Origin of the sequence: Inquilinus ginsengisoli (assembly GCF_031453975.1) — a bacterium.
In the GTDB taxonomy this organism is placed as follows: domain Bacteria; phylum Pseudomonadota; class Alphaproteobacteria; order DSM-16000; family Inquilinaceae; genus Inquilinus; species Inquilinus ginsengisoli_A.
Genome location: NZ_JAVDPW010000002.1, coordinates 789,082 through 802,312, shown reverse-complemented (window position 1 = coordinate 802,312; position 13,231 = coordinate 789,082). Strand labels below are relative to the sequence as shown.

The following is a 13,231-nucleotide window of genomic DNA, read 5'->3' as shown; positions in this document are numbered from 1 at the left end:
CAGGCTTGGCTTGATTTTGCGTCCCAAGCGGTCGTTGGGGACTTTTTCAACGATATCGGCGCCAACGCGACGACGGCAGGCCGGGGGGAAGGGCCGGAGGCGATCCAAGGCGAGATGCTCTGCGCGCGTCCATCGCCACACGATACCATCGCATCGAGGTCTCAGGAGCGGGCATCTTCCGAACCGGCCAACGTTGCCGCTTGGATCACGAGATCAAGCCATCGTCGAGACCGGGCTGACCTGGCCCCAGGTGCTCAAAACCGCGGTCAAGTGGGCGGGCGGAACGTTCGGAGGACAGTCCGCCATCGTCCTCGCGGAGCTGATCCGTGAGGCGGGCAGCCGCGGCGACTTGCCCATCCTCGACGCCTTCGCCGGCCGGTCGGAGGCGGCCGACCAAGCCATCGCTGACGCGAGCTTCGTGGTGCGTCGTCGGGCCTTCGCCTGAGGCTGTATCGGCCGAAGTGGATACCGGGCGAAACGGCTCTTGTCTCCCGCGAACCGCACTGAACCGCTCGCGGTTACGTCCGCTTCGCGGAGCTAAAGTCGATGGCCGGTTTCGGGAGCTCTTCAGGCCGCTGGGCTGGCCAAGCAGGGCCTCTTCCGGCCAGCTTGGGCTGCGTCCGGTTTAGAGAAGTCTCGGCAATGGCCTGAAATGGTGCGCTTCGGACGCGAAGCTGAGCGAGCTGGTAAACTCGGTGGCCGGAAACAAGGCATCTACGACGTTCGCGGGTGCTTGCCGGGCCCCTAGCCTCCAGGCGGCACAGGCCGGACTTTCTCGGCCACTGCAGGAGGAGCATGCCATGACAAAGCTCAGGGAACTCGCGATCGAAGCCCATGGGGGATTGCAGCGTTGGCGGCAGTTTGAACGGCTGTCGGCTGATCTTCAGCAGGGAGGGGTGCTGTGGCCGTTGAAGGGGCAGCCGCAGACCCTCGAACGCACCACGGTCACGGTGGACCTGCGCAGGGAATGGGCCTCCCATGCGCCGTTCGGCGCCGGGCACCGCCATTCCGAATTCGAGCCCGGGCGGGTGGCCCTGGAAGCCGCGGACGGGACAGTGCTGGAGGAGCTCCGGGATCCTCGAAAGAGCTTCGCAGGCCACACGCTGCAGACGCCGTGGACGGAGCTTCAACTGGCCTACTTCGCCGGCTGCGCCATGTGGACATATCTCAACACGCCCTTCCTGCTCGCCTGGCCGGGGGTTGAGGCCGAGGAGATCGAGCCGTGGCGGACGAGCAAGGGGCTCTGGCGCCGTCTCGCCGTCCGCTTCCCGGCTCACATCGCGACGCACAGCGCGGTGCAGACGCTCTACTTCGATGGCGAGGGGCTGCTGAAGCGGCATGACTATGACGTGGAGATCGCCGGCAATACGCCGGGCGCCCGCCTGGTCGACGACTATGTGGACGTCTCGGGCATCAGGGTTCCGACCAGGAGGCGCATCTTCGCGCGGCAGCCCGACGGCGGCTTCAGCGAAGAGCCGCTGGTGGTGTCGATCGATATGTCCAATATCCGGCTGAGCTGACGTCCGGTTTCTAAAGCATGGCGAGGCTGCCTGCTTCGTTGCGGATCGCTCTGGGCACCTCGCCATGCGCACGGATGAAGGCCTGGCGCATGCGCTCGCGGTTTGCGAAGCCCGACGACCTCGATGGGCAGCCGGCTCTGCTCCAGCATCAGTTTCGCGGCCTCGATCCGCAGGGCCTCGACCGCCTTCGCCGGGGTCGTTCCGGTCTGCGAGCGGAAGAGACGTGTGAACTGCCGTGGGCTCAGGCACGCCGCGCGCGCCAGATCCTCCGTGCTTAGGCTCTCGCGCAGATTCTGCCTGGCATAGGGGGTACCGGCGCGTGTGGCACAGCTATCTCATGGCGTGCCCGAAGGCGGTCTTGCGACCGGCAACTATTTCGCTGCGCATCATATGAACGGATGACGCCGCGTCGGCCCCGATATGGGAGTCTTCCTACGGCACCCTGAGGGCGCTAACGCGCGAGCATCCCGCAAGTGATCCGGCTGCAACAGCGGAGCGGCGCCTTCTCACCGGCGGCTCAGGAGCCACTAGCCTGTTCTCTGCGGGATGAATCGATGACGTCCAACGCGACTTTCCAGACGATTGTGGGGTTCGCCCTGAGCTATGCGGGCATCCTTGTTATTCCCGGTCCCAACATGTTGGCCATCGGCGGCATTGCTGCCCTGCGGGGCCGGCGCGCGGCGCTGCCGTTCTGCATCGGCATGGCAATCGGCGCAGGCCTGCTGGCGCTGATGCTGCACCAGGCCCTGAGTCTATCGGTGGCCCTGAGCGGGATCGCGTTGTCCGGACGGGCCGTCGGCGCGCTTCTTCTGGCGCTTATGGCGCTGCAGCTGCTGCGGCAGCGTGTGCCTGTCGGCGAGGTCGGGCTGGGACGCGGCGAAGGTCCGGTGTTCGTCGCTTTCGGGGCAGGGCTCTGCATCGCTGCCACCAACCCGTTGACCGGCGCGTTCTTCCTGTCGCAATTCCTGGTCATGGCGACACAGCTGCCCGAGCCGGCGCAGACTTGCGTGCTGCTGATGGTGCCGCTGGAGGCGCTCGGCGTCGCCCTGCTGGCGGCATCGCTACTCGGCAGCTCCCGGGCCAGGCGCGCGGCGCGGGCTTGGCACCGGCCGATCCGCTTCCTCGCCGCTGGCGCGCTCCTGGCTCTGGCGGCACGGTCTTTTTATTCGCTCGTCGGGTAGGGGTGACCGGTCTTGGTGATGATTTAGCCAGCGATTCAAAAGCTTATGGCCCTGTGCGGCTAGGCGCTCGACCCAGAGAGCTTCTGATGCAAGCGATCGCTCTTCAGTTTCGCAGATATCGAGCACTCGGAAGCGCGGCGTACTTCCTGTCTTAGTCACATCCCAGATCCAAGCCCGGATTGGACGGAGGCGGGAATGTGGCCGCTCCGTTCGTGTCTTCAGGTGATCTGCAATTCGCCTTGCGAAGCTGCCGCTCTGGCCCACATAGACGAATTCGTCGGTCCGTGGATCAAGGATCGCGTAGGTCACGTAGAGGCCCGCTGCCAGGTCCTCAACGCACCATAGACTCCCATCGTCCACGTGACGAAGCCATTCGATCGCCGACGCAGTGGCCGCCGGCTGCGCAGTGCGTCTGTGGGCGGCATGAACGTCGCGTTTGATGTGCCCTGCTCGATCGGTACAGGGTTGGCGTGAAGCAGCGCCGCAACGCCGGCAAGGATGTTCGAGCGGATCGGACATCGGCTGTCCCCGATGCAGCGCTGCACTCCATTGACGTCACGTCGGGTCCAAACTGACTGGCAACTCTACGAGCTGCTGCAGGTCGGCGAGAACAGATCGAAGCGGCGGCCAGGGGAACTCGTCGTCATCCGACCGAGACTGACCGATGGAGAGCACCATGGCGAGCTTGGCAGCCATGCCGGCCAACGTTCCGGCTGGCACCTGCCAGATGGTTTCGGTCAGCGTGTCCCAGCGGTCCCAGGCGAGATTGACACGTTCTTCCGCTGGACCGAACCCGATTGCCGCCGCCGCCATCTCCCAGCGGCGCCGGTGAGCCGCGAACTCGCGGTGCAGCCTTTGCCGAAGCTCTTCCGTCCCCGGCAGGTCCTCCAGCAGCGCGTCGATCTCTGCCGGCTCGCAGGCCGAAACCGGCTCCGCCTCGCCCGGAACTGGTACGATCACGCGCGGCATGCCGACGGTACGGAGCAGGACGCCCTCCTTCTTCTGCCAATCGTCCTGCCAAGCATCGAGCTCGGCATCGAGAGCCCGCCATTCCTGGAAGAGATCGAGTACTGGATCGGAGCTGGCGCCGCGGCGCCGGGCATCGGCTGCGTTGATCGAGAGGACGGTGGCGCCGCCGAGCAGGTCGCGGCGGCTGAGCGCAGGCAAAGTCGTGATATCGTCGGAATCAGCCATGATCCGGCTCCCTGAAGCTGGATTGTGGTCAGGCCGGGCGGGGTGTTTCCGCACCTCGTCCGGCCGCCTGTCCTAGACCGCTGATCAATCCTCACTCGACGAACGCGCGCAAGCGGTTGCTCACACGGCAATTCTGCCATAAGAGGGATTGATACCAACGGGATCATGCCCGTTGATCCTTTTGGGATCAAGAGGAAAGTGATAACACCAGGCCAGATTAGGGCGGCGCGCGGATTCCTTGGGATCTCTCAAGCCGAATTAGCTCGTGCGGCGGGCGTGTCGGTCCCCACGATCAAGCGCAGCGAAAGCGATGGCGAGCAAACTCTTAAGGTCAGTGACGAAATGCGAGCTCGGATCCGGGCGGCGCTGGAGAATGCCGGCATCGAGTTCACTAACGGCGAGGTTCCCGGCATTCGCATCAAGAAGCCGGTCCGGCCGTAGCGGCGGATCGAGCGACATAGGCTCCCAAGGCGCAGGAGGGGCGAAGGGCTCTGCCCCTCGCCCTGCAAGGGGCGGGTCCTCGCCATGCTCGCCGCGTCGCGTGCGCTCCCGCGGCTGCGCGTGGCTCTGGTCCCGGCGCCCTTGCCCCCACTCCCCGGTCCTCGCCGGACGGGCAGGGGTTGATGCAGCGGCATCAACCCGCTGCCGCGAAGCAAGGGGAGACTGCCAATGTCCGCTTTCGTCGTCGTCCAGGAGCATATCGACGAACTGGTCTCGGCTGCCATCGATCTGGAGATCCGCGCCCGCCTCGTGACCGACCGAGGCTATCGACAGGTGAACCACGAGAACGCCAACGATTTCGGCCGGATGCTCTGGGCCGAGAACATCCGCTCCGTCATTCATCGCTACCGACTGTCCGGCACCGAGGAGGCAGCGGAGTACGAGGCCGCAGTCGGGGCCAATCGCTTCACCTGGCGCCCTGTGCCGCCCGGTCGAGCTGCCAAGCGCTTGGCCTGCTTCGAGTACCAAGCCTGCGAATGCGAGGATTGGGAAGAGAGCCTGGCCTACGACTTCGGCTCTCAGATGGCCCGGGCGCTGATTACAAAGCTGCCGGGCTATGCCGAAGCGCCGTGGTGAAGTTCGATGCTGCCGGGTCGCGCTCGATGTGGCCCGGCAGGTAGAAGAGCGGGTGCATTCACCGATGCACTCTCGAATATATTCCAGAATGTATTCGGCCGGTTGCGCGTCGACCTGCGATCTTCTGCTATCATCATGCATGATCGCGGAGTTGAGTATCCGTGAAGGCCGGCAGCCGTATTGACCGGTTGTTGTCCCGGTTCGATGTTCGCCTGATGCCGAGCTGCGGCAGGAGATCGGCGATGGAATCGGACTGGGAACGGGCCGGTCAAGCACCGCCCGCCAACGACAATGCCGGCCAAGCCGGCAGGATTGATCCACGCCTGCTTGTGATCGCCTGGGCCATCGGCCGGCAGATCGCGCGGGAGCTGCTCCGGGCCGAGGCCGCCAATGACAACCGGCCGAACGTATCAGACCAGGGGAGAGACGAGATATGACCCAGGTTGCCCTTTACGCCCGCTATTCCGACGACAGCCAGAACGCCGCCTCGATCGAGGACCAGTTTCGCATCTGCCGGGAGCAGGCTGAGCGTGAGGGCATGGTCGTGGCCTGCACCTACCAGGACCCCGCTATTTCAGGCGCCAGCATCATCCAGCGGCCCGCCATCCAGGCCTTGCTCAAGGCGGCGCAGCGCCGCCGCTTCGAGGTGGTCATGGCCGAAGCTCTCGACCGGATCAGCCGGGATCAGGCGGATGTGGCGATCCTCTTCAAGCACCTCCGCTTCGCTGGCGTGCGCATCGTCACCCTGGCGGAGGGCGAGATCACGGAGCTGCATGTCGGGCTCAAGGGCACGATGAACGCCCTGTTCCTGAAGGACCTCGCGGCGAAAACTCATCGCGGCATCCGCGGCCGGGTGGAGAAGGGCCGGTCCGGCGGCGGGCTCTGCTATGGCTATGACGTGGTCAAGCGCACCGATGCCGAGGGCGACCCGCTCCGTGGTGAGCGGCGGATCAACGAGGCCGAGGCCACTGTGGTCCTGCGGATCTTCCGGGAGTTTGCGGCCGGCCGCTCGCCGCATGCGATTGCGACCGGGCTGAACGCTGACGGCATCCCCGGGCCACTTGGCCGGGAGTGGGCCGACACCACCATTCGGGGCCATGCCTCCCGCGGTACTGGCATCCTCAACAACGAGCTTTATGCCGGGGCGCTGGTCTGGAACCGGCTTCACTTCGTCAAGGACCCGACCACCGGCCGGCGGGTGTCGCGGCCGAACCCAGAGGCGAAGTGGATCCGCACCGAAGTGCCGGCGCTTAGCATCGTCGGCGATGAGCTGTGGCAGGCCGTGAAGGCGCGGCAGGCCGTCCTGGCGAAACAGTTCGAGGCGACCACGATCGCGGTGCGCAAGGCGCGGGCGAAGACAATGCACAGCCTGCGCCGTCCGGCCTTTCTGCTGTCGGGTCTGCTCATCTGCGGCTGCTGCGGCGGCAAGTACGGCATCATGGCCGCGGGCCGCTACGGTTGCCTCGCGCACTTCCGACGTGGGCGCTGCGATAACTCAAGGACGATCATGCGGGAGAAGATTGAAAAGCGCGTGCTGGCCGGCCTGACCGATAAGCTGATCTCGCCTGAAGCGGTGGCAGAGGCAGTGCGATCCTGTGTCGAGCAGACCAACCACGAGAACCATGAGCGGAGGGCGCGGGAGGAGGCGGATCGTGCCGCCCTGATCCGGATCGAGCGCGGCATCCGCGGCATCATGCAGGCAATCGAGGACGGCATGTACCAGCCGTCGATCAAGGCACGCATGAACGAGCTGGAGCGACAGAAGGCCGACATCGAGGCCCGACTCAACGAGGCGCCGGCCGACATCCCGGATGTGCATCCGAACGTGGCTGAGATCTATCGGCGGAAGGTGCGGGAACTCACGGAGACCTTGGCACATCCCGAGACCCGGGACGAAGCGGCGGAGGCGATCCGGTCGCTGGTGGGGCAGGTGGTGCTGACACCGGGCGAGGGCAGGGGAGTGGTCAAGGCCCGGCTAAGCGGCGAATTGATGGCTATCCTCGACTTCGCAGCCGGCCGCCGGCCGCCGCCCCGGCCCGAAGTGATAACAACCGCGGTTGCGGGTCCCCGATTTGAACCTGCGATCGATTTGAACCTGCACTGATCCGGGCGCACCACGAGTGACTGGGGTGCATCGAACGAAGGTGCAGTGTTCATCCGTGTACTGCAGTAGGGCGTCATGGCGGCCTCGTTCGGGGCAGGGCGAGATGCCGAGGTTTCGAAGGGCGGCAGGGTTTGTGAATGTGTTTCTAACCCATTGATTTGCTGCAGGCCCCGAACTGAGGTTTGTAGACGACAAGCTGTTGATTCATTGAGGATCTTTAGCTTCCACCCGGCTCGCCACTCCCCTCGTGAAGCGCCCGATCGAGAGGCCTCAGCCGTCGAGCCGGGCCACGCGCAGGCGCAGCGCATTGGCGATCACCGAGACCGAGCTCAGCGCCATGGCCGCCGCCGCGATCTCCGGGCTCAGCAGGAGGCCGAAGGCCGGGTAGAGGATCCCGGCCGCCACCGGCACCCCGACCGCGTTGTAGAGGAAGGCGAAGACCAGGTTCTGGCGGATGTTGCCCATGGTCGCCTGGCTGAGCGCCCGGGCCCTTGCGATGGCGGCGAGATCGCCCTTCACCAAGGTCACATGCGCGCTTTGGATCGCCACGTCGGTGCCGGTGCCCATGGCGATGCCGACATCGGCCTCGGCCAGGGCCGGGGCGTCGTTCACCCCGTCGCCGGCCATCGCCACCACCCGGCCCTCGGCCTTGAGACGCCGGACGATCGCGCCCTTGTCCTCGGGCAGCACCTCGGCCTCGACCTCGTCGATGCCCAGTCGGCCGGCCACCGCCGCGGCCGTTGTCCGGCTGTCGCCGGTCAGCATGACGATGCGCATTCCCTCGGCGCGCAGCGCTGCGAGCGCGCTCTGGGTCGATGGCTTGATCGGGTCGGCGACCACGATCAGCCCGGCGACGGTGCCGTCCACGGCCAGGTGCATCACCGTGGAGCCGTCGCGCCGCAGCGTCTCGGCCTCGGCCGCCAGCGGCCCGGCGGCGATGCCCAGCTCCTGCAGCAGGGCGGCATTGCCGAGCGCGACCTCCCGGCCGTCCGCGCGGCCGGCGACGCCCTTGCCGGTCAGCGACCGGAACTCCGCCACCGGCGCCGGCGCCGCGCCGCGTTCCGCCGCGCCGGCCAGGATGGCGGCGGCCAGCGGATGCTCGCTGCCGCGTTCGAGCCCGGCGGCGAGGCGGAGAAGGTCGGTTTCGTCCCGGCCCGGCGCCGCGGCGATGCGGACCAGGCGCGGCTTGCCTTCGGTCAGGGTGCCGGTCTTGTCGAAGACCAGGATGTCGACGGTCTCGAGCCGCTCCAGCGCCTCGGCGTCCTTGATCAGCACGCCGAGCCGGGCGCCGCGCCCGATCCCGACCATGATCGACATCGGCGTGGCCAGGCCGAGGGCGCAGGGGCAGGCGATGATCAGCACCGAGACCGCGGCGACGAGGCCGTAGGACAGGGCAGGGGAGGGACCCCAGACCGCCCAGGCGACGAAGGCGAGCACCGCGATCAGCACCACCAGCGGCACGAACCAGCCGGAGACCCGGTCGGCCAGGCGCTGGATCGGCGCCCGGCTGCGCTGGGCCTGGCCCACCATCTCGACGATGCGGGCCAGCACGGTCTCGCCGCCGACCCGCTCGGCCCGCATGACGAAGCCGCCGGTGCCGTTGATGGTGCCGCCGACCACCTTGTCGCCGGTCGACTTCTCGACCGGGATGGCCTCGCCGGTGATCATGCTTTCGTCGATCACGCTGCGGCCCTCGGCCACCACGCCGTCGACCGGCACCTTGTCGCCCGGCCGGACGCGCAGCCTGTCGCCGACATGGACGTGTTCGAGCGGGATCTCCTCATCCGATCCGTCGTCGCGGACGCGCTGCGCCAGCTTGGGCGCGAGATCCAGCAGGGCCCGGATCGCGCCGCCGGTGCGCTCGCGCGCCCGCAGCTCCAGCACCTGGCCCAGCAGGACCAGGACGGTGATCACCGCCGCCGGCTCGAAATAGACCGCGACGATGCCGTCCATGCCGCGGAAGCCGTCGGGGAACAGGCCGGGCGCCAGGGTCGCGACCAGGCTGTAGAGATAGGCGGCGCCGGTTCCCAGCGCGATCAGGGTGAACATGTTTAGGCTGCGCCGGACGATCGACTGCCATCCGCGCACGAAGAACGGCCATCCCGCCCACAGCACGACCGGCGTGGCGAGGATGAGCTGGGCCCAGACCGCGGCGCGGGCGCCGATCCACCGGGCGACGTCGATCCCGAGCAGATGCCCACCCATCTCCAGCAGCAGGACCGGGATGGTGAGAACGAGGCCGATCCAGAACCGCCGGGTCATGTCGATGAGTTCGGGGTTCGGGCCGGCCTCCGCCGTGGCCCGCTCCGGCTCCAGCGCCATGCCGCAGATCGGGCAGTTGCCGGGGCCCTCCTGCCGGATCTCCGGATGCATCGGGCAGGTGTAGATGGTCCCGGCCGGAGCCGGGGCCTGGTCCTTCACCGCATGGCCATGGGCGGCCATCGAATGGCCATGGCCGGCGTGGCCGTGATGAGGGCTGGAATGGTCGTGGTCTGGGTGGCCCATCGTCGGCTCTCGTCACTGTGTTTTCAGAGAGATGGGGATTCCAGTTCCTGGAAGGTCAAGATGCCGGACGGCCCGGAATGGGGGTGGCTTCAGCCCCGCGGCGCCCCCATATCCAAACCTGTCCTCGAGACAGCCCGAAGCTGAAGGAAATCGAAGTCATGGCGGAAAAGCCGATCAAGATCCCCGGTCCGGACCATCCGATCACGATCGCGCCGAATCCGGGCCGCGTCGTCGTCACGGTCGCCGGCCGCGTCGTCGCCGACACCCGGGCGGCGCTGACGCTGCGCGAGGCCTCGTATCCGGCGGTCCTGTACATCCCGCGCCAGGATGCCGACATGGCGCTGCTGCAGCGCACCGACCACAGCACCTACTGCCCCTACAAGGGCGACGCGTCCTATTACAGCATCCCCGGCGGCGGCGAGCGGTCGGCCAATGCGATCTGGACCTACGAGGCGCCCCACGAGGCCGTCGCCGCGATCAAAGACCACCTCGCCTTCTACCCCGACCGGGTCGACGCGATCTCGGAGCAGCCCTGAGGGTTGGAGCGGCTCCGCGCGGTCGCCTGCGCGGAGCCGTCACCTATTCGGCGATCCGGGTCAGCCGGGCGCCGTGGCTGAGCGCCGGGTCGAAATCGCCGGTGGCGCTGCCGGGTGCTGTGCGCAGCAGCAGTGACACCGGCGCCTCGCCCCGCGCCGCCAGGGCCGCCGCAGCCCGCTCGGGGCCGGCCAGGCGGATCGACGCATTGCCGAGGGCGATCGGGGCGGCGGCGTCGGCCGGGGTGCCCAGCAGGGCGCCGTAGCGCCAGGCGCTGACCTGCGGATTCTCCACCGCGATCTCGATCGCGGCGACGCCGACCACGCCGTTGGCATGGCGCCGGACATCGCCTTCCGGCACCCGAAGGGCGCGCGGCGTGACGTCGCCACACAGGAAGGGCAGGTCCGAGGTCGAGGCCCGCGCCGTGCGCCAGTCCAGCCGCACCCCGTCCGGCCGCAGCCGGCCGCCGTCGTTCGGGCCGTCGAGGTCGAGGCCGCGCGCCTTGGCCGCCGCGACGTCGGCGGCGATGTCGCCAGGCAGCAGGGCATAGTCGACGAAGCCGTCGCCGGCCTCGTCCAGCACCCGCCACCAGCGGAACTCCGGATTCGGCCGCTTGAAGGCGATCAGCTCGATATAGGCGCCGTCGGCGAAGTCGATCAGCGCGTTGTGGCTGGCGCCGCCGGTGTGCTCCCCACCCACCGTCACGGTGAAGCCGAGCGCCGTGTAGTCGGCGATCGTCCGGTCCAGGTCGCGGACGGCGATCACCACATGGTCGAGGGACAATCCCATGTCAGCTCTCCTTCGGCCTCACGCGGCGCGCGTGTCCGGCTCGCCCAGCGACAGCATCAGCCGGTTGGCCCAGTTGAAGAAGGCGGCGCCCTGCACGACGTCGGCGATCGCCGCATCGTCCAGCCCGGCCGCGCGCAGCCGCTCGACATGCTCGGGCCCGAAGGCCGGCGGCGTCGCCGTCAGCGCCGCCGAGGCAGCGACGACCGCGTTCCAGCGTTCGCCGAGGTCGGCGCCGACGCCCTCGTCCAGCAGGCGCTGGACATCCTCGCCGCGCTTGGAATGGGTGGTGGCGAAGCGGGAATGGACCGAGGCGCAGTAGATGCAGCCGTTGAGGCGCGAGGCGGCAGCGGCGGCCAGCTCGCGCTCCGCCCGCGGCAGGCCGCCCTCGGGATTGTAGAAGATGTCCTTGTCGGTCTTGGTCCGCGCCTGCAGCACGTCCGGGTCGCGCACCAGCAGGCGGAAATAGTCGGATTTGGCGCGGGCGGCATCGACCAGCCCGGCCCAGTGCCGTTCGGTCAGCTGGTCGGCCGGGAACGGCTCGAGCCAGGGCAGCCAGTCGAGTTCGGCCTGGGTGAAGGCGACGGGCGGACGGCCATCGGGATGGGTGAGAACGGTCTCGGTCATGTCAAGAGCCTCAGGCGGCGGCCAGGGCGCGCAGCCCGGCGACGACGCGGATCTGGAAGGACAGGAAGGCGACCAGCTGTGACAGGGTGACGATGTCGGTGGTCGACCAGCCGGCGTCGAGCAGCGCCTGCAATGCCGCGGTGCTGGCGTCGCGCGGCCGGAACACCAGCAGATGCGTGTGTTCCAGCGCGGCGGCGAGGCGGGGGCCGAGGACGCGCCGGGAGTCGTCCGCGACCCGGTGGACCGGGCCGGCGACATCCTCGACGCTCAGGGGACCGGCGGGATACTGGCCGTAGGGGCCGGTCGCCGCCCCGCGCTCCGCTTCCGCCGCAATGGCGGCAGCGATGGCGGCGGAGCCGTCCTGCCCGGCCAGGGCATCGGCGTAGAAGCCGGCCGGCGCCGGCTCGCGGTGCAGCGCGGCGACGAAGGCGGCGACGGCGCGGCGCTCCAGCGCCGTCACGGTGCCGGGGATCTCGGGCTCGAACAGCGCCAGCCAGCTCTTCTGCGCATTCTCCCGGGCCGCCGGCCGTTGCGCCCGGATGCCGTCGAGGCGGGAGCCCGGCTCGATCCCGGCCAGCAGGTCGATGACATCGGCCGTCGGTGCGGTCATGGTTTCCATCCTTCCAGTGTTCGTGGGGTGGCCGGGCGGCGCTCAGCGTGCCGCGGCGACCCGGATTCCGTCGGTGGCGGCCCGGCGCGCCCAGCCCAGGGCCGGCGCCACCTGTTGGGCGACCAGCTCGATCGAGCGCAGGATCAGCGGGTGCGGCGGGTCGACCGAATGCACCTGGACCACCAGGTCGGTGACGCGCTCCAGCGTGGTGTCCGCGGCCAGCGAGGCGATCACCTCCTCCGGCGTGCCGAGATGCACGTCGAAGGCGGCGATCAGCTCGTCCAGCGTGTCGGCCGGAGCGCCGCGCCCGGCGGCGGCGAAGCGGTCGGCCTGCCGGCGCAGGCCGCATTCGGCGAAGTGCCGGGCCTCGGCGCGGTCATCGGCGACGAAGACGCTGCGCGATCCCAGGATGCGGGGCTCGATTCCGGCGGGCAGCGCCGCGAGATAGGCGTCGACGATCGGGTTCTGCAGGTCGGCGAGCGACGCGTCGGGGGCGGAGGCCGGGCGCGGCTGGGTGCGCGACAGCATCAGCCCATCGCCGGCCGCGCCGGCCCGGGCGCCGCCGGCGACCGAGAAGGTCGCCTGCCACAGGCGGCCGAGCAGCTGCGGCGCCGCGGGGTACAGCCGGGTGTCGCCGCCGTCGAGCGGCCGACCGCCCCAGGCGTCGAGCAGCACGCGCAGGTGCCGGCCGAAAATCTCCGAACGCTCGGCGCTGTCCAGGCCGAAGGCGGCGAAGGCCGAGGGCGTGCCGCCGGTGCCGAGGCCGATTTCGAGCCGCCCGCCCGACAGCAGGTCCAGCACCGCGGTGTCCTCGGCCACCCGCACCGGGTTCTCCAGCGGCAGGGTGATGATGCCGGTGCCGAGGCGGATCCGCGAGGTTCGCGCCGCCACCTGCGCCAGGAAGACCAGCGGCGCCGGCAGCCCACCCTCGGCCTCGTGGAAATGATGCTGGGCGACCCAGGCGGAATCGAAGCCATGCCGCTCCGCCGCGACGATCTGCTCGGTCGCCAGGCGATAGCGCTCCCCGGCGCTGGCCTCGTCGAGCAGGCGGGTGAAGAAGCCGAGCCGTTTTGCGTTCACTGCTGTCGTGCCT

The 13,231-nt window shown here is 68.7% G+C and carries 15 protein-coding genes and 1 pseudogene; 8 read left to right on the top strand and 8 right to left on the bottom strand.

The features are described from left to right. Positions 1–193: 193 nt before the first annotated feature. Together E9232_RS07610 and E9232_RS07605 are read left to right on the top strand one after the other, a co-directional pair. Positions 194–445, top strand: a complete 252-nt coding sequence (locus E9232_RS07610; RefSeq protein ID WP_309793126.1) for a hypothetical protein — start codon at positions 194–196, stop codon at positions 443–445. A 355-nt stretch (positions 446–800) separates the two neighbouring features. Continuing rightward, positions 801–1,520 (top strand): hypothetical protein, encoded by a 720-nt coding sequence (locus E9232_RS07605; RefSeq protein WP_309793125.1) that lies wholly within the window; start codon positions 801–803, stop codon positions 1,518–1,520. 125 nt (positions 1,521–1,645) lie between these two features. Here the strand turns inward: E9232_RS07605 and E9232_RS35800 are convergent. Beyond that, positions 1,646–1,810: pseudogene (locus E9232_RS35800) on the bottom strand (helix-turn-helix domain-containing protein); the annotation flags it as partial. 264 nt (positions 1,811–2,074) lie between these two features. On the opposite strand from E9232_RS35800, the gene E9232_RS07600 reads away from it, so the two are divergent. Next, positions 2,075–2,701: a LysE family transporter gene (locus E9232_RS07600; RefSeq protein WP_309793124.1), complete on the top strand. Its 627-nt coding sequence runs from the start codon at positions 2,075–2,077 to the stop codon at positions 2,699–2,701. On the opposite strand, the gene E9232_RS35795 is transcribed toward E9232_RS07600, so the two are convergent. Both E9232_RS35795 and E9232_RS07595 read right to left on the bottom strand, forming a co-directional pair. Continuing rightward, on the bottom strand, positions 2,582–3,220 hold the full coding sequence (locus tag E9232_RS35795; RefSeq protein WP_374710601.1) for a GIY-YIG nuclease family protein: 639 nt from the start codon (positions 3,218–3,220) through the stop codon (positions 2,582–2,584). The genes E9232_RS07600 and E9232_RS35795 overlap by 120 nt on opposite strands. 36 nt (positions 3,221–3,256) lie before the next feature. Continuing rightward, positions 3,257–3,895: a hypothetical protein gene (locus tag E9232_RS07595; RefSeq protein ID WP_309793122.1), complete on the bottom strand. Its 639-nt coding sequence runs from the start codon at positions 3,893–3,895 to the stop codon at positions 3,257–3,259. Positions 3,896–4,060: 165 nt separating this feature from the next. Here E9232_RS07595 and E9232_RS07590 point away from each other — a divergent pair, with 165 nt between their 5' ends. The 4 genes from E9232_RS07590 to E9232_RS07575 all read left to right on the top strand — a co-directional run bounded on the left by E9232_RS07590 (position 4,061) and on the right by E9232_RS07575 (position 7,076). After that, the gene (locus E9232_RS07590; protein WP_309793121.1) at positions 4,061–4,336 is read left to right on the top strand and encodes a helix-turn-helix domain-containing protein; all 276 of its coding nucleotides are present in this window, start codon (positions 4,061–4,063) and stop codon (positions 4,334–4,336) included. 228 nt (positions 4,337–4,564) lie between these two features. Further along, positions 4,565–4,972, top strand: coding sequence for a hypothetical protein (locus E9232_RS07585; protein WP_309793120.1), 408 nt, complete (start codon positions 4,565–4,567; stop codon positions 4,970–4,972). Positions 4,973–5,133: 161 nt separating this feature from the next. Next, the gene (locus E9232_RS07580) at positions 5,134–5,409 is read left to right on the top strand and encodes a hypothetical protein (RefSeq protein ID WP_309793119.1); all 276 of its coding nucleotides are present in this window, start codon (positions 5,134–5,136) and stop codon (positions 5,407–5,409) included. After that, positions 5,406–7,076, top strand: coding sequence for a recombinase family protein (locus E9232_RS07575; protein WP_309793118.1), 1,671 nt, complete (start codon positions 5,406–5,408; stop codon positions 7,074–7,076). The genes E9232_RS07580 and E9232_RS07575 overlap by 4 nt, the downstream gene beginning before the upstream one ends. Before the next feature lie 270 nt (positions 7,077–7,346). On the opposite strand, the gene E9232_RS07570 is transcribed toward E9232_RS07575, so the two are convergent. Beyond that, positions 7,347–9,581 carry a copper-transporting P-type ATPase gene (locus E9232_RS07570; protein ID WP_309793117.1) on the bottom strand — a complete coding sequence of 745 codons (2,235 nt, stop codon included), beginning with the start codon at positions 9,579–9,581 and terminating at the stop codon, positions 7,347–7,349. Positions 9,582–9,739: 158 nt separating this feature from the next. Between E9232_RS07570 and E9232_RS07565 the strand changes: the two genes are divergently transcribed. Next, positions 9,740–10,117: a DUF427 domain-containing protein gene (locus E9232_RS07565; protein ID WP_309793116.1), complete on the top strand. Its 378-nt coding sequence runs from the start codon at positions 9,740–9,742 to the stop codon at positions 10,115–10,117. Positions 10,118–10,160: 43 nt separating this feature from the next. Here the strand turns inward: E9232_RS07565 and E9232_RS07560 are convergent, their stop codons facing one another. Genes E9232_RS07560 through E9232_RS07545 form a run of 4 tightly spaced genes read right to left on the bottom strand, consistent with a single transcriptional unit; the run spans position 10,161 to position 13,218 of the window. Then, complete coding sequence (locus E9232_RS07560; RefSeq protein WP_309793115.1) at positions 10,161–10,904, bottom strand: VOC family protein; 744 nt, start codon at positions 10,902–10,904, stop codon at positions 10,161–10,163. A gap of 18 nt (positions 10,905–10,922) precedes the next feature. After that, a complete protein-coding gene (locus E9232_RS07555; protein WP_309793114.1) occupies positions 10,923–11,528 on the bottom strand; it encodes an alkylhydroperoxidase domain protein in 606 nt (201 codons plus the stop codon). A 10-nt stretch (positions 11,529–11,538) separates the two neighbouring features. Continuing rightward, on the bottom strand, positions 11,539–12,138 hold the full coding sequence (locus E9232_RS07550) for a CMD domain protein (protein WP_309793113.1): 600 nt from the start codon (positions 12,136–12,138) through the stop codon (positions 11,539–11,541). 42 nt (positions 12,139–12,180) lie between these two features. Then, a complete protein-coding gene (locus tag E9232_RS07545) occupies positions 12,181–13,218 on the bottom strand; it encodes a putative FMN-dependent luciferase-like monooxygenase (RefSeq protein ID WP_309793111.1) in 1,038 nt (345 codons plus the stop codon). Positions 13,219–13,231 lie beyond the last annotated feature (13 nt).

What these genes read in the sequence shown, in the direction of transcription:
- E9232_RS07575 (WP_309793118.1), top strand. Translation starts at nt 5,406, where the DNA reads ATGACCCAGGTTGCCCTTTACGCCCGCTATTCCGACGACAGCCAGAAC.
- E9232_RS07585 (WP_309793120.1), top strand. Translation starts at nt 4,565, where the DNA reads ATGTCCGCTTTCGTCGTCGTCCAGGAGCATATCGACGAACTGGTCTCG.
- E9232_RS07570 (WP_309793117.1), bottom strand. Translation starts at nt 9,581, where the DNA reads ATGGGCCACCCAGACCACGACCATTCCAGCCCTCATCACGGCCACGCC.
- E9232_RS35795 (WP_374710601.1), bottom strand. Translation starts at nt 3,220, where the DNA reads ATGTCCGATCCGCTCGAACATCCTTGCCGGCGTTGCGGCGCTGCTTCA.
- E9232_RS07555 (WP_309793114.1), bottom strand. Translation starts at nt 11,528, where the DNA reads ATGACCGAGACCGTTCTCACCCATCCCGATGGCCGTCCGCCCGTCGCC.
- E9232_RS07560 (WP_309793115.1), bottom strand. Translation starts at nt 10,904, where the DNA reads ATGGGATTGTCCCTCGACCATGTGGTGATCGCCGTCCGCGACCTGGAC.
- E9232_RS07550 (WP_309793113.1), bottom strand. Translation starts at nt 12,138, where the DNA reads ATGACCGCACCGACGGCCGATGTCATCGACCTGCTGGCCGGGATCGAG.
- E9232_RS07605 (WP_309793125.1), top strand. Translation starts at nt 801, where the DNA reads ATGACAAAGCTCAGGGAACTCGCGATCGAAGCCCATGGGGGATTGCAG.
- E9232_RS07590 (WP_309793121.1), top strand. Translation starts at nt 4,061, where the DNA reads ATGCCCGTTGATCCTTTTGGGATCAAGAGGAAAGTGATAACACCAGGC.
- E9232_RS07565 (WP_309793116.1), top strand. Translation starts at nt 9,740, where the DNA reads ATGGCGGAAAAGCCGATCAAGATCCCCGGTCCGGACCATCCGATCACG.
- E9232_RS07595 (WP_309793122.1), bottom strand. Translation starts at nt 3,895, where the DNA reads ATGGCTGATTCCGACGATATCACGACTTTGCCTGCGCTCAGCCGCCGC.
- E9232_RS07600 (WP_309793124.1), top strand. Translation starts at nt 2,075, where the DNA reads ATGACGTCCAACGCGACTTTCCAGACGATTGTGGGGTTCGCCCTGAGC.